The organism is Streptomyces adelaidensis, assembly GCF_016598475.1.
GTDB classification, from domain to species: domain Bacteria; phylum Actinomycetota; class Actinomycetes; order Streptomycetales; family Streptomycetaceae; genus Streptomyces; species Streptomyces adelaidensis.
Window position 1 is genome coordinate 1 of record NZ_JAEMUX010000022.1, and the last position, 25,773, is coordinate 25,773.

22 protein-coding genes are annotated in these 25,773 nt (G+C 71.2%); 9 read left to right on the top strand and 13 right to left on the bottom strand.

The features are described 5' to 3' along the window. Nucleotides 1-313 precede the first annotated feature (313 nt). The 3 genes from I8N67_RS15135 to I8N67_RS15145 all read left to right on the top strand — a co-directional run bounded on the left by I8N67_RS15135 (nucleotide 314) and on the right by I8N67_RS15145 (nucleotide 6,100). The gene (locus tag I8N67_RS15135; protein WP_234045734.1) at nucleotides 314-1,393 is read left to right on the top strand and encodes a S1 family peptidase; all 1,080 of its coding nucleotides are present in this window, start codon (nucleotides 314-316) and stop codon (nucleotides 1,391-1,393) included. A 199-nt stretch (nucleotides 1,394-1,592) separates the two neighbouring features. Next, nucleotides 1,593-5,099, top strand: coding sequence for a DNA polymerase III subunit alpha (locus I8N67_RS15140; protein WP_200303708.1), 3,507 nt, complete (start codon nucleotides 1,593-1,595; stop codon nucleotides 5,097-5,099). After that, nucleotides 5,096-6,100: a DNA polymerase Y family protein gene (locus I8N67_RS15145; protein ID WP_200303612.1), complete on the top strand. Its 1,005-nt coding sequence runs from the start codon at nucleotides 5,096-5,098 to the stop codon at nucleotides 6,098-6,100. The genes I8N67_RS15140 and I8N67_RS15145 overlap by 4 nt, the downstream gene beginning before the upstream one ends. A 17-nt stretch (nucleotides 6,101-6,117) precedes the next feature. On the opposite strand, the gene I8N67_RS15150 is transcribed toward I8N67_RS15145, so the two are convergent. Next, nucleotides 6,118-6,492: a cupin domain-containing protein gene (locus I8N67_RS15150; RefSeq protein WP_200303613.1), complete on the bottom strand. Its 375-nt coding sequence runs from the start codon at nucleotides 6,490-6,492 to the stop codon at nucleotides 6,118-6,120. A gap of 92 nt (nucleotides 6,493-6,584) precedes the next feature. Between I8N67_RS15150 and I8N67_RS15155 the strand changes: the two genes are divergently transcribed. The 3 genes from I8N67_RS15155 (at nucleotide 6,585) to I8N67_RS15165 (ending at nucleotide 9,225) form a co-directional block, all read left to right on the top strand. Next, nucleotides 6,585-7,031: a MarR family winged helix-turn-helix transcriptional regulator gene (locus I8N67_RS15155; RefSeq protein WP_200303614.1), complete on the top strand. Its 447-nt coding sequence runs from the start codon at nucleotides 6,585-6,587 to the stop codon at nucleotides 7,029-7,031. 182 nt (nucleotides 7,032-7,213) lie between these two features. Then, the gene (locus tag I8N67_RS15160) at nucleotides 7,214-8,083 is read left to right on the top strand and encodes an esterase/lipase family protein (protein WP_200303615.1); all 870 of its coding nucleotides are present in this window, start codon (nucleotides 7,214-7,216) and stop codon (nucleotides 8,081-8,083) included. A 365-nt stretch (nucleotides 8,084-8,448) separates the two neighbouring features. Further along, nucleotides 8,449-9,225 (top strand): dienelactone hydrolase family protein, encoded by a 777-nt coding sequence (locus tag I8N67_RS15165; protein ID WP_200303616.1) that lies wholly within the window; start codon nucleotides 8,449-8,451, stop codon nucleotides 9,223-9,225. 74 nt (nucleotides 9,226-9,299) lie between these two features. On the opposite strand, the gene I8N67_RS43840 is transcribed toward I8N67_RS15165, so the two are convergent. Further along, nucleotides 9,300-9,434, bottom strand: coding sequence for a hypothetical protein (locus I8N67_RS43840; protein WP_086751667.1), 135 nt, complete (start codon nucleotides 9,432-9,434; stop codon nucleotides 9,300-9,302). A gap of 137 nt (nucleotides 9,435-9,571) precedes the next feature. Here I8N67_RS43840 and I8N67_RS15170 point away from each other — a divergent pair, with 137 nt between their 5' ends. After that, nucleotides 9,572-10,243, top strand: a complete 672-nt coding sequence (locus I8N67_RS15170) for a class I SAM-dependent methyltransferase (protein ID WP_200303617.1) — start codon at nucleotides 9,572-9,574, stop codon at nucleotides 10,241-10,243. A gap of 4 nt (nucleotides 10,244-10,247) precedes the next feature. Here I8N67_RS15170 and I8N67_RS15175 read toward each other — a convergent pair whose 3' ends face one another. Both I8N67_RS15175 and I8N67_RS15180 read right to left on the bottom strand, forming a co-directional pair. Beyond that, nucleotides 10,248-10,766, bottom strand: coding sequence for a ribonuclease FAU-1 family protein (locus I8N67_RS15175; protein WP_200303618.1), 519 nt, complete (start codon nucleotides 10,764-10,766; stop codon nucleotides 10,248-10,250). After that, nucleotides 10,747-11,676, bottom strand: a complete 930-nt coding sequence (locus tag I8N67_RS15180; protein ID WP_200303619.1) for a GNAT family N-acetyltransferase — start codon at nucleotides 11,674-11,676, stop codon at nucleotides 10,747-10,749. Before I8N67_RS15180 ends, I8N67_RS15175 begins: the two co-directional genes overlap by 20 nt. A 71-nt stretch (nucleotides 11,677-11,747) precedes the next feature. On the opposite strand from I8N67_RS15180, the gene I8N67_RS15185 reads away from it, so the two are divergent. Next, on the top strand, nucleotides 11,748-12,116 hold the full coding sequence (locus I8N67_RS15185) for a GntR family transcriptional regulator (RefSeq protein WP_200303620.1): 369 nt from the start codon (nucleotides 11,748-11,750) through the stop codon (nucleotides 12,114-12,116). A gap of 25 nt (nucleotides 12,117-12,141) precedes the next feature. Here the strand turns inward: I8N67_RS15185 and I8N67_RS15190 are convergent, their stop codons facing one another. Then, nucleotides 12,142-12,912 (bottom strand): DUF72 domain-containing protein, encoded by a 771-nt coding sequence (locus I8N67_RS15190; RefSeq protein ID WP_200303621.1) that lies wholly within the window; start codon nucleotides 12,910-12,912, stop codon nucleotides 12,142-12,144. A 53-nt stretch (nucleotides 12,913-12,965) separates the two neighbouring features. Beyond that, a complete protein-coding gene (locus I8N67_RS15195; protein ID WP_200303622.1) occupies nucleotides 12,966-14,060 on the bottom strand; it encodes a DUF5925 domain-containing protein in 1,095 nt (364 codons plus the stop codon). Nucleotides 14,061-14,260: 200 nt separating this feature from the next. Between I8N67_RS15195 and I8N67_RS15200 the strand changes: the two genes are divergently transcribed. Beyond that, complete coding sequence (locus I8N67_RS15200) at nucleotides 14,261-15,679, top strand: GH39 family glycosyl hydrolase (RefSeq protein ID WP_200303709.1); 1,419 nt, start codon at nucleotides 14,261-14,263, stop codon at nucleotides 15,677-15,679. A 15-nt stretch (nucleotides 15,680-15,694) separates the two neighbouring features. On the opposite strand, the gene I8N67_RS15205 is transcribed toward I8N67_RS15200, so the two are convergent. The 7 genes from I8N67_RS15205 to I8N67_RS15235 all read right to left on the bottom strand — a co-directional run bounded on the left by I8N67_RS15205 (nucleotide 15,695) and on the right by I8N67_RS15235 (nucleotide 25,510). Continuing rightward, nucleotides 15,695-19,570: a lipopolysaccharide biosynthesis protein gene (locus I8N67_RS15205; protein ID WP_200303623.1), complete on the bottom strand. Its 3,876-nt coding sequence runs from the start codon at nucleotides 19,568-19,570 to the stop codon at nucleotides 15,695-15,697. Beyond that, the gene (locus tag I8N67_RS15210; protein WP_200303624.1) at nucleotides 19,563-20,360 is read right to left on the bottom strand and encodes a polysaccharide deacetylase family protein; all 798 of its coding nucleotides are present in this window, start codon (nucleotides 20,358-20,360) and stop codon (nucleotides 19,563-19,565) included. The genes I8N67_RS15205 and I8N67_RS15210 overlap by 8 nt, the downstream gene beginning before the upstream one ends. Further along, nucleotides 20,357-21,370, bottom strand: a complete 1,014-nt coding sequence (locus I8N67_RS15215; RefSeq protein ID WP_200303625.1) for a glycosyltransferase family 2 protein — start codon at nucleotides 21,368-21,370, stop codon at nucleotides 20,357-20,359. The genes I8N67_RS15210 and I8N67_RS15215 overlap by 4 nt, the downstream gene beginning before the upstream one ends. Beyond that, nucleotides 21,367-22,206, bottom strand: coding sequence for a glycosyltransferase family 2 protein (locus I8N67_RS15220; RefSeq protein ID WP_234045735.1), 840 nt, complete (start codon nucleotides 22,204-22,206; stop codon nucleotides 21,367-21,369). The genes I8N67_RS15215 and I8N67_RS15220 overlap by 4 nt, the downstream gene beginning before the upstream one ends. 378 nt (nucleotides 22,207-22,584) lie before the next feature. After that, entirely contained in the window at nucleotides 22,585-23,706 is a 1,122-nt protein-coding gene (locus I8N67_RS15225; protein WP_200303626.1) for a GNAT family N-acetyltransferase, read from the bottom strand. A gap of 3 nt (nucleotides 23,707-23,709) precedes the next feature. Continuing rightward, nucleotides 23,710-24,099 carry a hypothetical protein gene (locus I8N67_RS15230; protein WP_200303627.1) on the bottom strand — a complete coding sequence of 130 codons (390 nt, stop codon included), beginning with the start codon at nucleotides 24,097-24,099 and terminating at the stop codon, nucleotides 23,710-23,712. A gap of 205 nt (nucleotides 24,100-24,304) precedes the next feature. Next, nucleotides 24,305-25,510 (bottom strand): S8 family peptidase, encoded by a 1,206-nt coding sequence (locus tag I8N67_RS15235; RefSeq protein ID WP_200303628.1) that lies wholly within the window; start codon nucleotides 25,508-25,510, stop codon nucleotides 24,305-24,307. Between the last annotated feature and the right edge of the window lie 263 nt (nucleotides 25,511-25,773).

Genomic DNA, 25,773 nt, shown 5'->3' on the forward strand with positions numbered 1-25,773 from the left:
TCACTAGGAACGGTTGGGTTCAAGACAGGACTAGACCTCACCGGTGGCGTAGGAGGCGGTTGCTTCCTGTGTTTGCAGTGCGAATTCTCGTGGTGCGTTACCGGACGGTAATGACATAGGGGGCGTGCGCCCGTGTTGTGCGCTCGGCCTGAAGTCGACCTTGTGTGCCCCCCGCGCGCCTAGGAATAGTTGGCGCCGCAGAGTTGGCATGGACGCGGCATTTTTTGTTGTCCGTCGCCTCCTTGCCCGTAGGCCTTCCGGCCGGCGAGGGTCCCCACGCCCTCTCGGCCAACCCCCCACAGGAAGACGCGAGTTGAAGCACCGACGCATACCCGGGCGCCGTGCCGTCGTGACGGGTGCGGGCATCGCCGCACTGGTCGCCGCGGGAGTCACCTTCCAGACTGCGAACGCGAGTGAGACCGCGCCGACCCCCGAGCCGAAAGCGCTCTCCATCACGGCGGCCGGAAAGCTCGCCCTGACCCTCGACGCGGACCTCGGCACCGACGCCGCGGGAACGTACTACGACGCGAAGAGCAAGCTCCTCGTGGTGAACGTGCTCGACAAGGCCGCCGCCGAGACCGTCGAGGCGGCCGGTGCCGAGGCCCGCATCGTCGAGAACTCCCTCGCCGAGCTGAAGGGCGCCCGGACGACCCTCAAGGCGGACGCCACCATCCCCGGCACCGCCTGGGCCACCGACCCGACGACCAACAAGATCGTCGTCACCGCGGACCGCACGGTCTCCAAGACCGAGCTGGCCAGATTGACGAAGGTCGTGGACGGCCTCGGCGCCAAGGTCGAACTCAAGCGCACCGAGGGCGAGTACAAGGCCTTCGTCGCGGGCGGCGACGCCATCACCGGCGGCAGCGGCCGCTGCTCCCTCGGCTTCAACGTGGTCAAGGGCGGCGAGCCGTACTTCCTGACGGCCGGTCACTGCACCGAGGGCATCTCCACCTGGTCGGCCGGCGGGCAGGTCATCGGCGAGAACGAGGACTCCAGCTTCCCGGACAACGACTACGGCCTGGTCAAGTACACCGCTGAGGTCGACCACCCCAGCGAGGTCAACCTCTACAACGGCTCCACCCAGGCCATCGGCGGGGCCGCCGAGGCGACCGTCGGCATGAAGGTCACCCGCAGCGGCTCGACCACCCAGGTCCACAGCGGCACGGTCACCGGCCTGGACGCCACCGTGAACTACGGCAGCGGTGACATCGTCAACGGTCTCGTCCAGACCGACGTCTGTGCCGAGCCCGGCGACAGCGGTGGCTCGCTCTTCTCGGGCGACAAGGCCATCGGCCTCACCTCCGGCGGCAGCGGCGACTGCACCTCGGGTGGCGAGACCTTCTTCCAGCCCGTCACCGAGGCGCTGTCGGCCACGGGCACCGAGATCGGCTGAGTGCCGAGCAGTGTCAGGGCCGCCATCACCACCGTGATGGCGGCCCCTCCCCGTTCGGGACGGGCGGCGTTTACGCAGGTGGGATGGGGTCGGATGGTCATCGCACAGAAGTTCGAAAAGTGGTCTATGGTGGAGGCGGGGAGGCTGTGAACTGATGTTCGAATGATCGAGATCGAGTGATGGAGCGCGGGAGGTGCGTGTGTCGGGATTCGCGCATCTGCACACCGCCTCGGGGTTCTCTCTGCGCTATGGCGCCTCGCACCCGGAGCGGCTGGCCGAGCGTGCCTCCGAGCGGGGCATGGACGCCCTCGCGCTCACCGACCGGGACACCCTCGCGGGCTCCGTCCGGTTCGCCAAGGCCTGCGCGAAGGCGGGGATCCGTCCGCTGTTCGGGGTGGAGCTGGCGGTGGGGGACCCCACTCCTTCCGTGCGGCGGACAGCGCGGCGGCGCGCTCCCGTGCGCGGCGGTGCCTTCATCGACGAGTCGACTCCTCGGGTGACGTTCCTTGCCCGGGAGGGCGCGACCGGCTGGGCCGGACTGTGCGGAATCGTTTCAGCGGCGCATGCGGACCGCAGCGGTGGCGAGGGCAGGAGTGCGGCTCCGCCGCTGCTGCCCCGGCCGGAGTGTGCCGCCGAGGGCCTGACCGTGCTGCTCGGCCCCGCCTCCGACGTGGGGAGCGCGCTGGCCGCCGGGCGCCCCGACCGCGCGGCGAAGCTCCTCGCGCCCTGGCGGGAGATGTACGGCGACGCGCTGCGCCTCGAAGCGGTGTGGCACGGCCGCGAGGGCACAGGCCCCGGCTCCCTCCGGCTGGCCGCCCGGACCGTCGGCTTCGCCGCCGAGCAGCGCGTACGGCCCGTGCTCAGCAATGCTGTCCGGTACGCCGACCCCGGCATGGGCCCGGTCGCCGACGTCCTGGACGCGGCCCGCAGACTCGTCCCCGTCGACCCCCGAGGCGAGCTGGACTCCGGGGAGGCCTGGCTCAAGGGCGCGGACGCCATGCTGGCCGTCGCCGAGCGGATCGTGGAGGCCGCCGGCTACCGCCGCAGCGCCGCGTACCGCCTGCTGGAGCAGACCCGCGCCACGGCCGCCGAGTGTCTGGTCGACCCGGAGGACGACCTCGGCCTCGGCACCGTCCGCTTCCCCGAGCCGCACCTCGTCGGCGCGGGCCGCCGCACCGCTCAGCGGGCGCTGGCCTCGCGGGCGGCGGCGGGAATGCTGGCGCGTGGCTACGACCGGGGTCCGAAGCCGCATGACTACTGGGAGCGGATGCACCAGGAGCTGGACGTCATCGCCCACCACGGTTTCGCCTCCTACTTCCTGACGGTCGCTCAAGTGGTCGATGATGTAAGGGAGATGGGTATCCGGGTCGCCGCGCGCGGCTCCGGCGCCGGCTCCCTCGTCAATCACCTCCTCGGTATCGCCCACGCCGACCCCGTCGAACACGGCCTGCTGATGGAGCGGTTCCTGTCCAGACGGCGGGTCGTGCTGCCCGACATCGACATCGACGTGGAGTCCGCACGCCGCCTTGAGGTCTACCGCGCGATCATCGGCCGCTTCGGCACCGAGCGGGTCGCGACCGTCGCGATGCCGGAGACGTACCGCGTCCGCCACGCCGTCCGCGACGTGGGCGCGGCCCTCTCCATGGACCCCGCCGACATCGACAGGATCGCCAAGTCCTTCCCGCACATCCGGGCCCGTGACGCGCGCGCGGCGCTCGAAGAGCTGCCCGAACTCAGGCGGCTGGCGGGGGAGAAGGAGAAGTACGGCCGGCTGTGGGAGCTGGTGGAGGCGCTCGACGCCCTCCCGCGCGGAGTCGCCATGCACCCGTGCGGAGTACTCCTCTCCGACGCCTCCCTCCTCGCCCGTACGCCGGTGATGCCGACCAGCGGCGAGGGGTTCCCCATGTCCCAGTTCGACAAGGACGACGTCGAGGACCTCGGGCTGCTCAAGCTCGATGTGCTGGGCGTGCGGATGCAGTCGGCGATGGCGCACGCGGTGGCGGAGGTGGCGCGGGCGACGGGGGAGCGGGTCGATCTGGACGCCCTCGACTTCGAGCGCGGCGACGGCGACCCGGCGACGTACCGGCTCATCCGTTCCACCGAGACGCTGGGCTGCTTCCAGATCGAGTCGCCGGGGCAGCGGGACCTGGTGGGGCGGCTTCAGCCGGCCACCTTCCATGACCTCGTGGTGGACATCTCCCTCTTCCGGCCAGGTCCGGTCGCCGCCGACATGGTGCGGCCGTTCATCGCGGCCCGGCACGGCCGGGCGCCGGTCCGCTACCCGCACGAGGACCTGGCGGAGCCGTTGCGGGAGACGTACGGCGTGGTCGTCTTCCACGAGCAGATCATCGACATCGTGCACACCATGACCGACTGCGGCCGGGACGAGGCCGACCGGGTGCGGCGCGGGCTCTCCGACCCGGAGTCGCAGGGGCGGATCCGGGTCTGGTTCGCGCAGCACGCGGCCGCGAAGGGGTACGACGCCGAGACGATCGCCCGGACCTGGGAGATCGTCGAGGCCTTCGGGTCGTACGGCTTCTGCAAGGCGCACGCGGTGGCGTTCGCGGTGCCGACGTATCAGTCGGCGTGGCTGAAGGCGCACCATCCGGCGGCGTTCTACGCGGGGCTGCTCACGCACGACCCCGGGATGTACCCGAAGCGGCTGCTGCTGGCGGACGCGCGGCGGCGCGGGGTGCCGATCCTGCCGTTGGACGTGAACCGGTCGGCGGTCGCCCACCGTATCGAACTGGTGTCTGAATCGGGGAAGTCCGGGGGCTGGGGGCTGCGGTTGGCCCTCTCCGATGTGCACGGCATCAGTGAGGCCGAGGCGGCGCGGATCGCGGACGGACAGCCGTACGCCTCGCTGCTGGACTTCTGGGAGCGGGCGCGGCCGAGCCGTCCGCTCGCTCAAAGGCTGGCGCAGGTAGGCGCGTTGGACTCCTTCGGGGCCAACCGGCGTGATCTGCAACTGCACCTGGCCGAGCTGCACCGAGGTTCGAGAGGGGTGGGCGGAGGTCAACTCCCGCTGTCCGGCGGCCGGAGGACCGCGTCCGCCGGGCTGCCCGACCTGTCCTCGGCCGAGCGGCTCAGCGCCGAACTGGGCGTGCTCTCCATGGATGTCTCACGCAATCTGATGGACGACCACCGGGAGTTCCTCAACGAACTGGGCGTGGTGTCGGCGCGGCGGCTGCGCGAGGCACGGCACGGGGAGACGGTGCTGGTCGCGGGGGCCAAGGCGGCGACCCAGACCCCGCCGATCCGCTCCGGCAAACGGGTCATCTTCACCACCCTCGACGACGGCACCGGCCTGGTCGACCTCGCCTTCTTCGACGACTCCCACGACGCCTGCGCCCACACCGTCTTCCACTCCTGGCTGCTGCTGGTGCGCGGGGTGGTGCAGCGGCGCGGCCCGCGCAGCCTCAGCGTGGTGGGCGCGGCCGTCTGGAACCTCGCCGAGCTGGTGGAGCTGCGGCGCGAGGGCGGCCTCGACGCGGTGGCGCCACGGCTGGCGGAGCCGGTGGCGGAGCCCGTGGACACCGGTGGCGCCCCCGGCGGCGGACGCGGCGGCACCGGGCGCCGTATCCGCATGCCCACCGGCTACGAGATGCACCCATGGGCCGATCTGCGGCCCGCGGGCGAAGAGGCCTCGCAAGGTCCTTCCCAGATGCGGAAGTTGTGGCACCAGAGTCCAGGGAGTGCGGGATGACCATCCTCTGCGTACGTTTCCAGCTGCCGCCGGGGTACGAGGCGGCCCTGCCCGGGCTCCTCGGCCTGCTTGAGGACTTCACCCCGGTCGTGGAGGCGCTGCCGCCGGACGGCGCGCTGGCCGATCTGCGGGGCGCCGAGCGCTACTTCGGCCGGGACGCCGAGGAGCTGGCCCGGCTGATCCGGGTCCGCGCCCTCGCGCTCTACGGCGTCGACTGCGTGATCGGCGCCGGACCCGGACCGCTGCCGGCGCGGCTGGCGCTGGGGGCGGCGGCGCCCGGGGCGCCGTGCGTGGTGCCCGAGGACCTCGTCGTGGACTTCCTCGCCGAGCTGCCCGTCGCCGCGCTGCCCGGCGTCGGCACCGCGACCGCCCGCACGCTCTGCGAGTACGGCCTCGACACCCTCGGCCGGGTCGCCACCGCGCCCCTGTCCACACTCCAGCGCCTGGTCGGCGCACGGGCCGGCCGCGAACTGCACGAGCAGGCGAACGGCGTCGACCGCGGCCGGGTCGTACCGAACGCCGTCGCCCGCTCTCTCGCCACCGAACAGCCCTTCCCTCGCGACGAGTTGAACCCCGACCGGCACCGCCGCGCCCTGCTCGCCGGCACCGAGGAACTGGGCTCCCGGCTGCGCGCCCTGGAGAAGGTCTGCCGCACCCTGACCCTCACCGTCCGCTACGCCGACCTCGCGAGCTCTCGGACAGGCCCGAACGGGGGGACCCGCATCTCGACGACCCGCACCCGCACCCTCAAGGAGCCGACCGCCCACTCCCCGGCGCTGACCTCGGTGGCCTACGCCATGTACGACGCCCTCGGCCTCCAGCGCGCCCGCGTCCGCGCGATCGCCCTGCGCGCCGAGGGCCTGGCCCCCGCCGACCAGGCCTCCCACCAGCTCGCCTTCGACCCCGTCGACGAGAAGCTCCGCCGCATCGAGGAGGTCGCCGACCGCGCCCGCGCGAAGTTCGGACCGCACGCGGTGACCTTGGGGACGCTGGCCGCGTAACTCCTTGTCGAGGCTCGTCAGTTGGCCCACGGTGGCACGATCCGCGTGCCGTCGGCCAGCACCGCCTCCAGGCCGAGGGAGGTGGTGACCCAGGTGACGGCGGTCTCCGTCGTGGGGTTCTCGACGGCGAGGGTCGCGCCCGGGTTGATGATCAGGGTGTCGCCCGCGGCGACGCGGTCGGTGCGGCCGTCGAGTGTGACCAGCAGCTCCCCGCTGAGCAGATGAAGGATCTCCTCCTTGTTGACGGTGTGCGCCGGCGCCTTGGTCCCCGGCGGGACCTCGCCCCGCCAGGCGGCCAGCTCCTTGCTGCCGGTGCCGGGCGTGGCGTACGAGACGAAGCGGGCGCCGTGGATCTCGTGGGTGACGGCTTCGGACGAGCGGACGACGGGCATACGAGGCCTCCGGGAATTGGTCAAGCAGCTTGACTATATAACCCCATGGTCAAGCCGCTTGACCAATTCGTCAAGGGTGTTTCAATGCAGGCGTGCAGAACTCCGAAGCCCTGACTCTGGCCGCCGCCCTGCTCGCCGCCGCCGGTGATCTGACGCGGCGTATCGACGAGGGCGTCGTCGCCCGCGGCTTCGAGGGGCGGCCCGCGTACGGGTTCGCGTTCACCCGGCTCGCCCCGGACGGTGCGACGGTCACCGACCTCGCCGCCCATCTCGGGGTGACCAAGCAGGCCGCCAGTCAGCTCGTCGAGGAGCTTGTGCGCAAGGGGTACGCCGAGCGGCGGCCGCATCCGCGGGACGCCCGTGCCCGGCTGGTCGTGCTGACCGAGCGCGGCTGGGCCTGTACCCGGGCGGCGGAGGAGGCGGCGGCCGAGGCCGTCGGGGTGTGGGCCGAATCGCTCGGCGGGGAGGGTGAAATGCGGGTGTTGCGTGACCAATTGCTGCGCATCGCGCCCTACGGCCCCATCAGGCCCGCCTGGTGACGGTTGGACGTCACGTGTCAGTGCCCACCGTCGCCACCGTCATCACTTGAAGTTTTTACTGACACGCAACTTCCCACTTTTCCTACTCGCCCGTAACTTGGCGAACAAGAACAGCATCCTCGTGATCCGGATCACAGGGCGAACGTCGTCGCACGTCCCTTGAGCCGCAAGGAGATCACCCGATGCTGCCCTGGAAGCGCCTGGTCAGACCCCTGGCCGCCCTGTGTCTGGCCGCCGCGGCCACCGTCGTCCCGGCCACCGCCGCCGAGGCGGCCGAGACGGCCGCCGCTCCGAGCCGTGGCCTGAACGACTACTCCTGCAAGCCCTCCGGCGCCCACCCCCGGCCCGTCGTCCTCGTCCACGGCACCTTCGCGAACTCCGTCGACAACTGGCTGGGCCTCGCGCCGTACCTCGTGAACCGCGGTTACTGCGTCTACGCCCTCGACTACGGGCAACTGCCCGGCGTCCCCTTCTTCAACGGACTCGGCCCGATCGACAAGTCGGCCGAGCAGCTCGACACCTTCGTCGACCAGGTGCTCGCCGCGACCGGCGCCGCCGAGGCCGACCTCGTCGGGCACTCGCAGGGCGGCATGATGCCCCGCTACTACCTCAAGTTCCTCGGCGGAGCCGCCGAGGTGAACGCCCTCGTCGGGATCGCGCCCTCCAACCACGGCACCACCCTGAACGGTCTCACCCAACTCCTCGACCACTTCCCCGGCGCCGGCGACCTGCTCTCCACCGCCACCCCGGCCCTCGCCGACCAGGTGGCCGGGTCCGCCTTCATGACCAAGCTCAACGCGGGCGGCGACACCGTCCCGGGCGTCACCTACACGGTCCTCGCCACCAAGTACGACGAGGTGGTCACGCCGTACCGGTCCCAGTTCCTCGACGGGCCCGATGTGCGCAACATCGTCATCCAGGACCTCTGCGCACTCGACCTCTCCGAGCACGCGGCGATCGGGCTCCTCGACCGCATCGCGTTCCACGAGGTGGCCAACGCCCTCGACCCGGCCTACGCCACCCCGACGACCTGCCTCTCGGTCGTCGGCTGACACGTGCACGTACAGCCGGGGCCTGTCCTGCCTGAGCCGCCGGACAGGCCCCGGAAGTCGCCGGCGGCCGTGCCGACCGCCGGTCGTGGGGCGACGGCGGGCTCCAGGGGCCCCTTCGCATGGCGCTGGGCGACCCGCTCACCAGCAAGCTAGCCCCGGGAAACCGCGGGATCGCCTGCTGAAGGCGGGTGCGGGAGATCCTTATGGTGGCGTTGAGGAAGGGCTAACCGGGGGCTGAGGAACGGGGCTTCTCATGTGGGCCGGTGATCGGTTTCTTACCTGGACGCGGAACAATCCGACTGCCCGCGCCAGTTGACGACCGGTTGAGGACCAGTGACCAGCCGGAGAGAAGCAGAGGAGCGCCCATGACCACCGCCGTACGCGGAACAACCGTGGACATCGCCACCGAGGACGGCATCGCCGACGCCTACCTCGTCCACCCCGACGACGACGCCCCGCATCCTGCGGTCCTGTTCTACATGGACGCGTTCGGAGTGCGCCCGCATCTGAAGGCGATGGCCGACCGGCTGGCCGGTGCCGGGTACACGGTCCTCGTACCCAATGTCATCTACCGCGCGGGACGGGCCCCCGTGTTCGACCTGCCCGAGTTCATCGACCCGGCGGCGCGTCCGGAGCTGTGGGGGCTGATCGCTCCGGTCGTGCAGGCGCTGACGCCCGAAATGGCGCTGCGGGACGCGGCGGCGTACCTGGGGTGGCTGGCCGACAGCCCGCGGACAGTCGCCGGACCCGTCGGCATCACCGGCTACTGCATGGGCGCCGGGCTGGCCCTGCGCACCGCCGGCGCCTTCCCGGAGCGGGTCGCCGCCGCGGCCGGGTTCCACGCCGGTCGTCTGGCGACCGACGCCCCCGACAGCCCGCACCTGGCGGCGTCCCGGATCACCGGAGAGCTGTACTTCGGCCACGCCGACGAGGACGCGTCCATGCCGCCGGAGCAGATGGACCTGCTGGACAAGACGCTCACCGAGGCGGGTGTCCGCCACCGCACCGAGGTGTACAAGGGCGCGTCGCACGGCTACACACAGTCCGACACCGCCGCCTACGACGCCGAGGCGGCGGAACGCCACTGGACCGCCCTGCTGGACCTGCTGAACCGGACACTGGCGCGGCCCACCACGTCATGACGCGAGGCCCCGCACCTCCAAAACGTCCGATGGCCGGCCTCGCGGCCGGCCCCACGGTCACGGACCGCGGCTGCTCAGCCGTCCGGCCACCAGGTGCGCGCGATGTCCTTTCGCACTTCCCGGCGCTCGACGGGGCGTTCGTCGGCCTCGTCCCGCACGCGGCGGGACGTGGACTTCCTCAGGGGCTTCTGCACGGTCGTACGGCGCATGGCTGCCTCCTTGCGTCTACCGGGTTCCGCGGTTTCACGGAGGTAGACCCTTTCCGGGAGCGTTCCTCATCGTTCGTGCTCTGTCAGTGGCGGCTGTCACCATCTGGACTGTCAGTGGCAGGTGTCACTCTGGCGGCATGACCAACATCGACGACGGTGAAACCTCCCGAGGCCTTGAAACACCGAAGAACCCGGCGGTGGACGACCCCTCGAACACCCCGTCCCAGGCTGTCGACTGGGATGCGGAGGCCGCCGCTTTCGACGACGAACCCGATCACGGCCTGCGCGATCCCGTCGTCCGGGAGGCCTGGGCGGCCCGGCTGCGCGACTGGCTGCCGAGCCGCGCCCGCGACGTACTGGACCTCGGCTGCGGCACCGGCAGCCTGTCACTCCTCGCGACCGAGCAGGGTCACCGGGTGACCGGAGTCGACACTTCCCCGGCCATGGTCGCCCTCGCCCGCGCCAAACTGGCCGGGCGTCCCGCCGTCTTCCTCGTCGGCGACGCGGCGGCACCGCCCGTGGGGGAGGAGCGGTTCGACGTCGTCCTCGTCCGCCACCTCCTGTGGACACTGCCCGACCCCGGGCGCGTCCTGCGCCACTGGTGCGGGCTGCTGCGCCCCGGGGGGCGGCTCGTACTGGTCGAAGGGGTGTGGGGCACGGTGAGCCCGGTCGGCATACCCGCCGAGCGGCTGTACGAGCTGGTCGCGCCGCTGGTGTCCGACGCGGTGGTGCACCCGCTGGGGGACGACACACGGCTGTGGGGACGGAAGGTCGAGGATGAGCGGTACGCGGTACTGGCCCGTCTCTGACCGGCTACGTCAGCAGCGACTCCAGGCCGCCTTCGGCGGTGGCGAACGCCTCCAACTCGTCCAGGGCGGCGACGGCGGCCGCCGCGGCCTCCGGGTCCGTGGTCCGCAGGCCGCTCTCCTCGAACTCGTCCTCGTCCAGCCGCAGTACGGTCGTGCCGTCCGCGGAGCGCCACAGGTCGAGGTCGAGGTCCTCCACGACGAGCTCACCCCTGCAAAGGGCGGCCGGGCGGGTGACATCGCAGTACCAGCCCTTCAGCCCGCCCCGCGCGTCACGGACCTCCTTCACGGCGTACCACCGGTCGCGCCAGTAGTACTCGGTGAAGACGTCACCGGGCCCGAACCGTACGAAACCGAAGTCCCGTACGCCCGGACTCGCCCAGGAGGCGCGGACCGCGATCCGGGTGCCGTCGTCGCTCAACAGCCGCGCGGGGTAACGGATCTTCAGACGGCCCGCCTTGAGCAGTACGACGTCCAGTTCCCCGGCGGTGGAACCGCCCGTGGTCTCAGCCGATTTCGCGGACATGACGCACCTCCGTCGCGCACACTTCGTAACCGAACCACTTGTTGACCGCGAGCATCGGCCCGTTGTCGGCGTCGTTGCCGGTGAACGCGGCCGTGTAACCGGCGGCGCGGGCGCGGTGCAGGGAGTCGTTCTTGGCGAGCTTGGCCAGACCCCGGCCCCGGAAGGCGCGGGCGGTGCCCGTCATACCGGTGAAGTAGCGGTCCCGGCCGTCCGTGCGGACGGCGGTGAACGCGGCGAGCGCGCCGTCCACGACGACCACCGTACTCAGCGAGTGGTCCAGCAGCGGATGGCGATAGGTCTCCTCGACCCACTGCTCGTAGTCGTCCAGCTCCGCCTCCACGTCACCAGGTTCGTCGGCCGTCGTCTCCGCGTCCAGGTCGAACAGGGGACGCGGGTCGTCGGCGAAGTCGGCGGCCGTGCGCAGTTCGACGCCCTCGGGCGGGACCTGGAGCGGGGGGAGAGTGCCGTGGGCCAGGTCCAGGCGGAGGAAGTGGGCGGAGCGGCCGGCCGTGTAGCCGCGCCGCTCGGCGAACGCGCGGTTCTCCGGGGAGTCCAGCACCCAGGAGAACAGCTTCGTCGCCCCCACCGCCGTCAGCCGCTCCTCGGCGGCGCGCACCAGCAGACCGCCCGCGCCCCGGCGCAGATGCTCCGGGTGCACATAGACATTGAGTTTGCCCTGGCCCGGTACGGGGCTTTCATGGGCGATGTGCAGCTGCGCGGTGCCGATCACCTGGCCGTCCGCCTCGGCGACCAGCTGCTGGTAGTGGGCCTCGGGCGCCGTGCGCGTGGCGTCGTGGAGCAGGGACTCGACGGTACTGACCATGAAGGGGAGGGCGAGCCTGCGTACGTCGGCGAAGGCCTCGGCGTCCGCGGGGTCTGCGGCACGGAGGTCGCGAACGATCAATGTCATGTGAGCGCACGCTACGCGGGCGGCCTCGGCGGTCGCCTCCGATTTTCCGGCGGGTACGGGACAATCGCCGCGTGACCTTGAAGATTCGCATCGCAGAGGGGGTCGCGCCCTACGAACAGGTGCGCGCCCAGATCTCGGAACAGGCCCGCTCCGGCGGACTCCCCGTGGGATATCGGCTGCCCACCGTACGGGGACTCGCCGAGCAGCTCGGGCTCGCCGCCAACACCGTCGCCAAGGCGTATCGGGCGCTGGAGACGGACGGGGTGATCGAGACTCGGGGGCGCAACGGAACGTTCGTGGCTGCCGCCGGCTCGGCCGCGGAGCGCGAGGCCGCGACGGCCGCCGGAGCGTACGCCGAGCGGGTGCGCCGACTCGGGCTGAGCGAGGCGGACGCGTTGGCCGCGGCCCGAGATGCCCTGCGGGCGGCGTACACGGACTAGCGAGGGCTGGAGAGGGAAGAGCCCGCTACGCCCGCGCCAGGCGGTCCGGTGTTCGTGTCGGGTTCAGGCCCGCTCTTCTCGCCGCCCGGGCGAACGTCGTCGCGTCCTCCACGGCCGCCGCGCCGGGGTCGTTGTTGAAGTAGACGTACACGTCGGCGCGGGCGGGCCACGTGGCGGCGAGGCGGTCGGCCCAGGTGGTCAGGGCTTGGCGGCCGTAGTGCGGCCAGGGGTGGGCTCGGCCCTGGTGGAGGCGGAGGTAGGCCCAGTCGGTGGTGCGCCATAGCGGGGTCGTCGGGCGGGAGTGCGCGTCGGCCCAGCACAGGGCCGCGTGGTGGGACTCCAGTACCTCGCGGACCTCGGGCGTCCACCAGGAGTCGTGGCGGGGCTCGACCGCGATCCGGGTGCCGGCGGGGAAGCAGCCGAGGCAGGTGTCCAGGAGACCCGCGTCGGCCCGCAGCGTCGGCGGCAGCTGGAGCAGGATCGGGCCCAGGCAGTCACCCAGGCCCTCCGCGTGGCTCATGAGGCGGTTCACCGGCTCCTCGGGGTCCCGCAGCCGCTTGATGTGGGTGAGGTACCGGCTGGCCTTCACCGCGACCACGAAGTCCTCCGGCACCCGTGCCCGCCACGCCTCGAAGTTCTCCCGCGTCGGCAGCCGGTAGAACGCGTTGTTGATCTCGACCGTCGCGAAACGGGCCGCGTACTCCTCCAGCCAGAGCCGGGTGGGGCGGCCCTGCGGGTAGAGGGCGCCCCGCCAGTCCTTGTACTGCCACCCCGAAGTGCCGACGAACAGGGTCATATATCCATCAAAGCACTCCAGGTGAAGCACCAGCGGGTACTACAGCTACAGCGCTACAGATACAGGCCCGCGGCCGCGCCGTCGCGTGGCTCCGGCACCGATGTGGGTGACGTACCGCGACGCAGCGCGTACAGCTCCGCCAGCGTCGCGCCCTCGCGGCCGACACCTTCCTCCGTGCCGAGCCAGCCGACCGCCTCCGCGCGGGTCAGGGCGCCCACCTCGATACGGGCGAGGCAGCGGCCGGGGCGGACCACGGCGGGGTGCAGGCGCTCCAGGTCCTCGTTGGTGGTCACGCCGACCAGGACGTTGCGGCCCTGGCCGAGCAGGCCGTCCGTCAGGTTCAGCAGCCGGGAGAGCGCCTGGCCCGCCGTGTGCTTGGCCTCGCCGCGGATCAGCTCGTCGCAGTCCTCCAGGAGCAGCAGGCGCCAGCGGCCCTTGCCCGCCGAGTCCTCCTCGCCGATCGCGATGTCCATCAGATAGCCGACGTCGGAGAAGAGCCGCTCGGGGTCCAGGACGCAGTCGACCTGGCACCAGTCCCGCCAGGAGCGGGCCAGCGTGCGCAGGGCGGAGGTCTTGCCGGTGCCGGGCGGGCCGTGCAGCAGCAGGAGGCGGCCCGCGATGTCCTCGGGGGTCGTCTTCATCAGGTGGTCCATCGCGTCCGCCACCGGGGCCGTGTAGTTCGGCCGTACCTCTTCCCAGGTGCCCGCCGAGATCTGCCGGGTCGTGCGGTGCGGGCCCCGCCGGGGCGAGACGTACCAGAAGCCCATCGTCACGTTCTCCGGCTGCGGCTCGGGTTCGTCGGCCGCGCCGTCGGTGGCCTGGCCGAGCACCTTCTCCGCCAGCTCGGCGGTGGTCGCGGTCACCGTGACGTCGGCGCCCCGGTTCCAGCGGGAGATCAGCACGGTCCAGCCGTCGCCCTCGGCGAGGGTCGCGCTGCGGTCGTCGTCCCGCGCGGCGCGCAGCAGCCGGGCGCCCGGTGGCAGCAGCGTGGCCCCGGACCGTACCCGGTCGATGTTCGCCGCGTGTGCGTACGGCTGCTCGCCCGTCGCGAAACGGCCGAGGAACAGCGCGTCGACGACATCGGACGGGGAGTCGCTGTCGTCGACGTTGAGCCGGATCGGCAGTGCGTCGTGTGGGTTGGCGGACATGCCGCCATGATCTGTCACCGAGGGCTCCCCGTGCATCCGCTTTCCGCAGTGCGAGGCGTGTCCGCTCGCATCCGCTTTCCGTGGTGCGCCGGTCGTGTCCGCCGGAGCGCGCTCCCCGCCCCCACGGTCGGTCCGATTGCCCAGGAGTTCACCGGCGGAAGCTCCCCTACCACCGGTCCGCGCGGTTACTGTTGCCCATGATGGGACGTCATGGGTGGTTTTCGGGGGAGCGGCGGTGGCGGCTCACCGCGCTTCTCGGCGTGGGGGCGGCCGCTCTCGCCCTGGTCGTGACCTTGCTCAACACGCTTCCGGGGGACGGCAGCACCGCCGGCACCTCGCCCGACGGCGACAAGGTGCACGGCACACCCGCCACCCCGTCCGGGGCCCCGGGACCCGATGTGGGGTGGGGCTTCACCCACACCCAGTTCAGTGCCGACGAGGGCAGCGAGGCCGCTGTCGAACGGGTCGAGAAGCGGCTCGGCGAGCAGCCCCTGCCGCAGATCCAGCACATCATGGGCTGGGGCGCCGGCAACCCCGAACCCGTCGAGGGGCGTTACGACTTCGAGGAGATGGACCGGCGCGTCGACTTCGTCCGCGCCACCGGCGGCACGCCCGTCGTCACCCTGTGCTGTGCCCCCGACTGGATGAAGGGCGGCAAGTCCGGCGCCGACAGCACCGACTGGAGCCAGAGCGCCCTGGAGACCGCGCCGGAGCCCGAGCACTTCGAGGACTACGCCGCCCTCGCCGCGACCGTCGCCAAGCGCTACCCCGACGTACGGCACTTCATCGTCTGGAACGAGTTCAAGGGCTTCTGGAACAACGCCGAGGCCCGCTGGGACTACGAGGGGTACACCGAGCTGTACAACCTCGTCCACAAGGCCCTGAAGAAGGTCGACAAGGACATCATGGTCGGCGGGCCGTACCTGGTCATGGACAGTCTCGACCCGCGTCAGCAGCAGGACGCCTCGACGTCGTTGAAGGGCCCGTGGGGCGCCATGGACCAGCGGGTCCTCGACGCCTTCGACTACTGGAACAAGAACAAGGCCGGCGCGGACTTCGTGGTGGTGGACGGGTCCAGTTACACCCAGGACGACGATCTGCTGCCGGACGAGTTCGCGGCCACGGAGAAGTTCACGGCCGTCAGCGAGTGGGTGCGGGAACGCTCCGCCGGGCTGCCGCTGTGGTGGGCCGAGTACTACGTGGAGCCCGCCGACGCCGACGACAACCGTGCCGGCTGGTCCGAGAACCGCCGCGTCGCCGTCCATGCCGCCGGGTTGATGGCCATGGCTCGGGGCGGGGCGACCTCCGGGTTCTACTGGAATCCGGAGGAGGAGAAGGGGCCCGAGTGTCCGGGGTGCCTCTGGTCCCCGACGGACAAGCGGGACGGTGGCGGGGCGCTGCCCATGTACGGCCTGCTGTCCCGGTTCGGCGAGGAGTTCCCGCCGGGCACGGCGTACGAGACGGTGTCCGTCGCGGCGGACGACAAGCCGAACGTCCGGGTGCTGGCCGACGACAAGGCGGTGCTCGTGGTCAACACGCTCGACCGCAAGATCAGTGCGGACATCGACGGCGAGAAGTTCGACATGGGCGCGTACGAGGTGAAGTGGCTGAAGCGGTGACCCTCCTCATGACATCTACTGCGAGCCCATCGTCAAGAACCGCTGCACCAGCGACGCCAGCAGCAGCGCCAGCAGCGGCAGGCTGAACCAGAAGCTGCTCTGGAGCCGGCGGAGTTGGCGGACGCTCGGGCGGACCGCCACCCGTACGACCTCTCGGATGCTCAGCAGCACGATCAGCGCGATGGCCGCCAGACCACCCACCACCGACCACGGCGTCCAGGTGACCTGGGGGCCGATCGGGCCGGGGTCGGGCTCGGGAGCCTTGCCGCTCTGCTCGCGCATGGCGAAGACCGTGGCGTCCGCGTTGGCGAAGACCTGCTTCAAGTCCTCGCGTTCGTCGAGGTTCTGGAGGAGCCGGGACTCCCAGTTCCTGGAGTACCCGGAGTCCATCTGGAGCGAGGTGACCTGGCTGCGGTTGACGATCAGATACGAGTTCGGGCCGGCGTTCTTCAGCGCCTTGGCCAGGCCGGACACCAGGACCGGGTCGCCCGGCGCGAGCGTCGGCACGTACTCGACCTTCTCCATGTCCCGCGCGCCCCACGGCATCGCGGGCGTCACGCTGTTCACCGGGTCGTCGCTGAGCCAGAGGAGCCGTACGGTCGGGTCGTCATGGGCGTACACGTACTCCATGGCGGCGACCTCGCCCGGGCGGACGCGCTCGAAGGGCTCGTTGCCCCAGCGGGCGATCAGGAAGCCGCCGATGAGGACGAGCCCGGCCATCAGGGCGGCCAGCGGGGCGAGGCTCACCCGGTCCTTGTCGCGTTCCTCGGCGGTGACGCCGGTGCGCGGGAACAAGGCGAGTCCGGCCAGCAGCGCGGCGCCCGGCAGGGCGAACATGAAGACCCGCAGGGCCATCTCACCGCCGTACGACTGCATGCCGAAGCCGAGGAACGGGACGAAGGTCAGGACGAGCAGGGAGCGTTCGCGGTACTTGTTCTCGCGGCGGCGCCAGAAGCCGTAGCAGGCCAGGAGCATGACGGCGCCGGCGAGGGCGACGCGGGCGTACAGGACGAGTTTGTGGGTGGAACTGCCTTCGCCGATGCGGCCGGAGACCGAGGACGTGACGTTTCCGCCGACGCCGCCGACCCCGCCGAAGAGTTCGTCGAAGTGGCCGGACCAGTACGGCTCGGCCAGGAAGCCCACCCATACGGCGACCAGGACGGCGAACAGGATGGGCAGGCCGCGCAGTTCGCAGCGGCCGATCAGGACGAGGACCGCGAGGACGCCCAGCATCACGAACGGGGTCAGCTGGTGGGCCGGGACCGTCGCCGCGTACAGCGCGATCAGGACCGCCAGGAGGACCGCGCGCTGCCGGCGGTCGGTCGGCTCGACCTCCGCCTCGCCCGGGAGGGCCTTGCCCCACAGCATGCGCGGGGCACGGAACCAGACGAGGAGGATCGCGACGAACGCCAGGTAGAGGAGGTAGGTGAAGCCCTGGGGGGAGAAGTAGTCCTGGCCCACCCAGCCGCTCAGGACGAAGATCCAGATGCCCGTCCACTTGGCGCGCCAGCTCGCCCGCATATGGCGGGTGAGCAGGAACAGCGGGGGCAGATAGAGGAGCTGGACGGCCGTCGGCCACCAGCGGATGATCTCGGTGAAGTCGCTGACCCCGCAGGCCTCGGCGACGAACGCGGCCGCCGCGAAGAAGCCCGGCCAGCTCCAGCGGGCGTCCAGATCGGGTACGGCCGAGCCGGTCCGGTCGATGTAGTCGATGAAGCCCAGGTGCTGCCAGGCCGTCGCGAACCGGGGCTCGGCCTCGATCACGGCCGGCAGCGCGTGCAGGGAGAAGACGGTGGCCAGGAGCGTGATCAGCAGCAGCCCCTTGTGCTCGCGGCCCAGCCACAGCAGCGAGGCGAACACCGTGGCCAGCAGTGCCGTCCCGACCAGGGTCGGCGTGGGCAGGACGGAGATCAGCCCGAGCCCGCCCATCCGGTCCAGGTCGGAGTCGTCCAGCGCCAGCGCGGGCACCCAGTAGAGCAGCAGCGCGGAGAGCAGCAGACAGCCGAGGACCACTCCGGTGATCGTGGGGTGCGCCAGCCGCTCCCGCAGGGGCACCCGAGGCGCCTCCTCGGCGGACGACACGTCCTGGACCAGGGGTTTCACCGGCTCTCGTACGGACTTCTCCGGTCCCTCTGGGTCCCGGGCGGTGGCCGCCTCCGATGCGCCCTCCTCGAACGGGGCGTCCACCTCCGGGGCCTGGGCCGGGCCCGTGGACGACTCCGAACCGGGCGCCCGCGCTTCTACGGGCAGTCCGAGCGAGGTCGGCAGGTTCAGCGGCCAGGTCGGCCGGTCCTTGGCCCAGGCCGGCCGGTGGCCCGCGCGCACGGACGGGGTTCCGGTGGGCGGGGTGCCCGGGCCGGGGCGTACGTCCGGGCGGCGTTCCAGGTGGTCGAAGTCGAGGTGGACGCCGAGGGCGAGGGTGTCGGAGTCGAGCCGGGCCCAGGCGCCGCTCTGCTTCCTCGCGGCGGACGCCACCCGGCCCAGGTCGGCGAGGTCGCCGTCCGGCGCCGCGTCCTCGGGCACCTCGGCGGGCGGCGCGGTCCGCACGATCCGGTACAGCCGGGGCGCGGCGATCAGCACGATCACCGCGAGGCTGGAGATCTCGGCGACGCCCGCGCCGGTCAGCCCCATCCGGGGGAGCAGGAACAGCGTCAGCCCGAGGACGAGGGCGCACAACAGGCCCTGCAGCCAGGCGAGTCCGGCAGTCCGGCTCTGCGCGCGCAGCACCGCGAAGTACGTCTCGATGACGACCCGCAGCAGCGCGCCGACCGCGAACCAGCGCAGCAGCCCGGTCGCCGCGTCCGCGTACGCCTGCCCGAAGACGGCCAGGATCCAGGGCGCCCCGACGAACAGCCCCGCGCACACCGGCACCATGATCCGCGCCATCCGCTTCAGCGCGGCCCGGGTGTTGGCGGCGAGCCGCGCCGGGTCGTGCGAGCCCTCCACGGTCAGTGAGGCGCCCATGTTGATGGCGAGCAGATTGATCGTGCCGCCGATGGTGGTGGTGATGTAGAAGTACGCGTTGTCGGCGGAACCGACCTGGGCGGCGACGATCACCGGGACCAGATAGACCACGGCGAGCGAGAACAGCGAGCCGGTGTAGTCGCCCGCGAGGAAGCGGCCGATCTCCCGCAGCGACGGCGGACGCGCGCGGTCCGCGGTGGCCTTCACATGCCTGGGGACCAGCCGCCGGAACACCAGCCAGCCCAGCGGCAGCACGGACAGCGAGATCGCGGCCACCCAGGACACGAACACGCCCATGGTCGGGACCGCGGCGGCGAACGCCACAAGGAGCACCAGCTTCACCGCCGAGAACACGGTGTTCCCGACCGGCACCCACATCGCGCTCCGCAGCCCCGTCAGCACCCCGTCCTGGAGTGTCAGCACCGACCAGGCGACCACCGCCAGCACGAAGAACACCGCGTTCAGCGGATCGTGCAGGAAGCGGTACGACGACCCCCACATGCCCAGCGTCAGCAGGAACACGCCCGCCGCGAGCGCCACGATCACCGAACTGCCCGCGTACGTACGGAAGATCAGCCGACCCGTGGCGCGTCCCGCGACGGGGATGAACCGGGCCAGCGCGCCCATCAGCGTCACCGCGGTGAGCCCCGCCAGGAGCTTCATCGCGGCGATCGCGGCGGAACCCTGCCCGACCGAGGCCTCGGTGTAGTAGCGGGCGGCGGCCAGCCAGAAGCCGAGGCCCAGCACGGCCGAGACACCGGTGTTCAGCATCAGGGCGTAGGCGTTGCGGAACAGCTGGTTGCCCCCCGCCCCCTTGCCCATGCCGGGCAGTCGCAGCCTGCGGCCGGAGCCGGACCGCCGCTCGGCGGTCTCGGTCGTGGCGCTCTCGGCCTGCTCGGCCGCGGTGGTCGTCGTTGTGTCAGACACGGGAACGGATGGCCTTCCGGACCTGTCGTGCTCTTCGGACCATGGCGTACCCCTTGGTGAGGGCACGGTCCCGGGCGAAGTCGCGGCCGATCGCGCGGCCCTCGATCAGCCGCTCGAACTCCGCGACCCCGGTGGAGCGCCGCACCGTGACCCGCCGCAGCGCGTACGGGCCCTGGGCGCGCCGGGCAAGCGCGTTGCCCACCGCGAGCGACTGGGCGAACCCCGTCTCCCGCACCGCCACCCGCACCCGGCGGCTGGAGTAGCCGTACGGGTACGCGAACGACACGGGCCGGGTGCCCAGTTCGTCGGCCACGATTCTCCGGCAGCGCCGCAGCTCGAACCGGAGCCGGTCGTCGTCCAGCGTGTCGAGCTGCGGATGCGTGTGGCTGTGCCCGCCGATCTCCACGCCGTTGGCGGCGAGCTCGCGCACCTGGTCCCAGCCGAGCATGGTGTCGAGGGCGCCGCCGCTGTCGTACGGGCCCTCGATCCAGCCCGTGGTGACGAACAGGGAGGCCGCGAAGCCGTGCTTGACGAGGACGGGCAGGGCGTGGCGGTGCACGCCCTGGTAGCCGTCGTCGAAGGTGACCAGGACGGGCCGGGCGGGGAGCGGGCGGCCCGACCGCCAGCTCGCCGCCAGATCCGCCGTGTCGACCGGGGTGAACCCCAGGTCGTCGATGAGCGCCATCTGCTCCGCGAAGGCCTCCGGGGTCACCGAGAGGTCCCGGGTGGCGTCGTTCGGCGCGGCGGAGACCGCGTGGTACATCAGGATCGGTACGGCTGTTTCCGTCATGACGAGCCCCCCTCGCCCCCCTTGCCGGCCGCGCCGCCCGGAATCTCGCCGACCGAGAACGTGACCTCGCCCCTGCGGGCCCGGACGCTCCCGACAACGTACCCCCCGGCCGCCGCGGCCACGCCCGCGACGATCGCGCCCGCCCGGCCCGCGCCCCCCGCGCGGCCGAGCAGTGCGTCACGCACTCCGCGCGCCACCCCGGCGGGCAGCACCCGGGTGGTGTACCGGCGCTCCGACTCCAGCCCCTTGCCGGCGCCGACGCTCCGCGCCACCAGCGCCTTCGACAGGCCCTCCGCGTACGTACGCGTGCGGAAGTACCCGAAGCGCATCCGCGCGTCGGGCACCCGGTGGTGGATCACCGCCCGGTCGTCGAGCAGCAGCACCGCGTCCGGTCTGGCCCGGGAGAGCCGGATGCACAGCTCCGTCTCCTCGCAGCCCAGCGGGCGTTTGTCCCCGTCGCGGCCGATGCCCGTGGCGAAGCCGCCGGCCGCGTCGAAGGCGCTGCGCCGGAACGAGGCGTTGCCGCCCAGCACATTGCGGACCGGGGCGACGCCGCCCGGCAGGCCCTTGTAGGCGCAGCCCACCACCCAGTCGAACTCCTCGGGGAACCAGGCCGGGCGGCGGCCGGACGCCCACGCGGGCACCGTACGGCCGCCGACGGCCATGACCCGGGGATCGGCGTACCCCTCGACGAAGTACCTCAGCCAGTCGCGCTCGGCGACGGCGTCGTCGTCGAGGAAGGCGATGATCTCCCCGTACGAGGCGGCGATGCCCGTGTTGCGGCCCGCCGACAGCCCGCGGGGGCCGGCGTTGGCGAGCACCCGCACTTCCTCGATCTCCTTGTACTCCCTGGTCAGCCGCTCCAGCAGGGCCTGGTTGTGGTCCACCACCAGGAGCGTCTCCAGGGCCGGCCGGGACTGGGCGCGCACCGAGGCGACCGCCGCGAGGATGTCCTCCCAGCGGTCCTCGGTGTACACACAGACGACGACCGAGACGGCCGGCTCGTTCAAGACGACTCTCCCCGGCCGGCGGTGAGGGTCGTCGAGTGCGAACGGCGGCGCAGCGCCCGCCGGTTGGAACGTTCCTTCAGGATCACCCGCAGCACGCGCAGCCCGTCGCGCACGGCCCGCAGATTGCTCGCGCCGTGGATGCGCAGATACTCGTGGCTGGGGATCTCCTGGACCTTCAGGCCCGCCTTGACGACCCGGATGTTCATCAGGGTCTCCACCTCGAAGCCGGTGCAGTCGAGGTCGATCTTGTCCAGGCAGTGCCGCCAGAACGCGTTGTAGCCGTAGCAGAGGTCGGTGTAGCGGGCGCCGAACTTGCGGTTCACGGTGGTGCACAGCGCCCAGTTGCCGAACTTGCGGATCAGGGTCATGTCGTCGGTGCCGCCGCCGTTGGCGAAGCGGGAACCCTTGGCGAAGTCCGCACCCGAGACGAGGGCGGAGACATACGACACGATCTCGTGGCCGTCGGCCGAACCGTCCGCGTCGACCATCACGATGATGTCGCCGGTGCAGGCCTCGAAGCCGGTGATCAGGGCATCCCCCTTGCCCTTCCCGCGCTGCGGGACGACCTTGACGTCCGGCCACAGCTCGCGGGCCACCGCGATGGTGTCGTCGGAGGAGTCGCCGTCGACCAGGACCACCTCGTGGATCCAGCCGGGCAGCGTCTTGAAGACGTACGGAAGGTTCTCCGCCTCGTTCATGGCGGGTATCACCACGCTCACCGGCGGTGCTATGGCCAGGTGGTTGGAGATCGGCCGGTACTTCGCGAGCGCCGGCGAATCGGCGCTGGTGGTATCGGATTCCGAGGTGGATATGGCCGGGCGCAGAACTGAGCTCATGAGTCTGGTCCCTCTCGTCCGGTGAACCACCCGCCCCTGGGTGGTTCGGCTCTTTGTCCGGTTCGAAAGGGGGGTTCTCACTTACGGCATGCCGAATTCGATCTCCGTATCGATCTCCGTATCGATCTCCGTATCGATCTCCGGGCATCCCGGGTGAGTTGGCAAAGTCGGCCGACTGTCGCGACTCGGCAGTCGGTCTCGCGGCTCGACTCGGTAAAAGTTGCGGTCACCGAGCACGGCACCCCCCTACCGCGCCCCGCGCCGGGACCGTCGCGCTCCTTGAGCCCTCCCCTAGGAGCATGCGCCGACGTACCGATGCGGGTGGATGTATGACGGTATTGATGATTGACCCCGTATGGCAAGACCTATTACGAGGCCTCACGTTTTTGTTGTTGTGTCCGTTACCTGACCTCCCGACCGGATTCTTCCCATCCGTTTCAACAGTCTGTCCGCCGGCGCGAACAGCTCCGGGCGCGCCTGCACCGTGTTCCGCAGCGCCCGGACGGGGGCCCGGCGGGCCCGGTGTCCGAGTGCCACCGGATGGCGTCGGGTGACCCACCCCTCCGACACGGAGATCTCCCGTGTCTTCAGGGAATCCTTGTACTGCTTCTGGCCCCGGCCGAGGTCCAGGTACGCGATGCCGTCGGCGGCGCCCTCCTCGGCCATGTGCAGATGCAGCAGCAGGCCCGGCGAGAACTTCGCGAACGCCGGGTCGTACGCCGGGAACCAGCAGGTCAGCACCCGCTCGGAGCGCAGCCCGAAGTGGGCCGCGATCGGCTTGCCGGCCGCGTACAGCACCGACAGCCGGCCGGCGAAGGAGTCGGAGCGGGAGTGGAAGAGCTGGTGCGCGAGCCGGGTGATCCACGGGTGCGCGAAGCGGTCGCTGCGACCGGTCCTGCGGTACTGCGCCGACTTCCAGGCCATCAGCGTGCGCAGGACCCTGGGGTCGCGCTCGTCGTGCACATAGCGCACCTCGCCCACCGCGCGGCCGAGCCGGCGTTCCTTGGCGAGCGTCGTCCTGACGAACTTCGGCGAGCCGGCCCTCAGCTGGCCGAGATACGCCTCGTAGCCCTGTTCCAGGTCCATGACCGGGGACGGGAAGGTGCCGGTGATGTGGGCCGCGAACGGCGTCTGGCCCTGCGCCAGATGGTCGAACTCCCACACCGCGAGCCCGCAGGCCCGCAGCAGCTCCTGGGCGTCCCAGGTGAAGCCGGGGCGGTGGACCACGCCCTGGCAGTCGGAGAGGCCCAGACCGACGGCTCTGCCCACCCCGACGGCGGTTCTCTGGTACGGGAAGAAGGCCGCCGGCTCACCGCCCTCCCGGACGACCGCGATCCGCACCCCGCGCCGGCAGCGGCCCACCGACAGGGCGAACTCCGGGGACAGGAACGGGTTCGCCAGCTCCGGCGCGCCGTGCAGATGGGCCTTCGACTGGAGGGCGGTCCAGGCCGCCCGGTCGGCGGCGGTCAGTTCGCCGGGACGGTACACGCTGATGTCCACGTCTCAGGTCCGTCTTCTCTCCGTACGGGCGCCGAGGCGCCGTACCAGACTCAGCAGGAGAACGAGCGAGCTGATCACGGTCACGGCCGTGATGCCACCGGGGACCGACCACGAGTGGGTGGCGATCAGGCCCTGGGCGACGAGGAGGTTGACCGCGATGGCGCCGGCGACCGAGGTCACGACGCGACCGAACGGCTCCAGCCCGTCCAACTGGGCCGCGATGGCGGCTCCTGGTGCGACAAGGAGGAAGAACAGCGTGAACGGGCCGCGCAGCACCGAGTCCGCGTCGGCGAACGCGAGCACCGCGCCCACCCCCGCGACGGCCGCGGCCACGCCCGCCAGCAGTGGCCCGCCACTGCCGGACAGAGCTGGCTTGATACCCAAGGTCTGCATTGGCGACTTTGCCCCCTGAAGCGCCGGATGCCGGGCTTCAATGTCGCTCAGCGGGCGCGGGGGAGTCAATACGTCGAGACGCGGAACGGCGACCGTACGCCCATTTGTAGTGCACCGGTAAAGAATTCCTCGGGCGTATACGAAAGTTCCCCGGAGGCGCCGTACGCCTCCGGGGAACCTTCTGTGCGCAGTCGAAGAGCTGCTGTTACTGGACGATCTGCAGCAGACGGTTCGGGGAACCGGTGCCGGGGCTGGTGACCTTGCCCGTGACGGCGCCGCCGGTCAGCGCCGTGGCGACCTGGGCCGGGGTGGCCGAGGTGTGTCCGGCGAGATAGACGGCGGCCGCGCCCGCGACGTGCGGCGTGGCCATCGAGGTGCCCGAGATGGTGTTCGTCGCGGTGTCGCTGGTGTACCAGCCTGCCGTGATCGACGAGCCCGGGGCGAAGATGTCCAGAACCGAGCCGTAGTTGGAGTAGCTCGCCCGGGCGTCCGTGCTGGTGGTGGCGCCGACCGTGATCGCCGAGGCGACCCGGGCCGGGGAGTACGAGGAGGCGTTGGCGCTGCTGTTGCCCGCCGCGACCGCGTAGGTGACACCGCTGGCTATGGAGTTGGCCACGGCCGTGTCGAGCGCGGTGGACGCGCCGCCGCCGAGCGACATGTTGGCGACGGAGGGGCCGCTGTGGTTCGCGGTCACCCAGTCGATGCCCGCGACGACGCCCGCCGTGGTGCCCGAGCCGGCGTTGTTGAGCACGCGCACCGCCACGATCTTCGCCGACTTGGCGATGCCGTAGGTCGAGCCGGCGATGGTGGTCGCCACGTGGGTGCCGTGACCGTTGCCGTCCTGGGCGACGTTGTCACCGTCGACGGCGTCGTAGCCGTTGGTCGCCCGGCCGCTGATCTGGGAGTGCGTGATGCGCACGCCGGTGTCGATGACGTACGCGGTCACACCGCTGCCCGCGCTGTCCGGGTAGGTGTACGTGCCGGAGAGCGGCAGCGACGCCTGGTCGGAGCGGTCCAGACCCCACGGGGCGCTGGTCTGGGTGGCGGTCGAGGTGAACACCTGGTTCTGCTCGACGGAGGCGACCGACGGGTCGGCGGCGAGTCTCTTCGCCTCGGTCGCGGAGAGGTCGGCCGAGTAGCCGTTCAGCGCGGACTTGAAGGTCTTCCTGACCGTGCCGCCGTACTCCTCGACCAGGTCCTTGCCCGCGCTCGACGCGGCCTTGAGGCCCGCGCCCTTCTTGAGCGTGACGATGTAGCTGCCCTTGATCGCGGTGGGGGAGTCGGCCGCGAGCACCCTGCCCTCGGCCGGGGCGGCATGGGCGGGCAGCGCGGTGAGGCCGCCGAGCAGGGCGGCGGTCGCCACGGTGGTGACGGCGGCGACGCGGATCTTCTTGCTACGCAGGTGTGCCATTACGAGGGAGTCCTCCTCATAGGCGGCGCGCGCCCGTGGTCGGGAGCGCGTCTGTGGGGGTGTGTGCGCCATCGCACTCACGGCCGGGAGCGTCGCGTTCCGCTGCCGGCTCCCAGCAGATTGATCGATCTACGGGCGTAGCTCAAGAGAGTTGAGGATTTGTCATGTATCTGTCATGTGAACGAAATGGAACGGGAGTTGAACGCGGTGGGTACAGGTTGTCATGGACGGGAAAGTATTGACATGAACACTTCCGATCAACA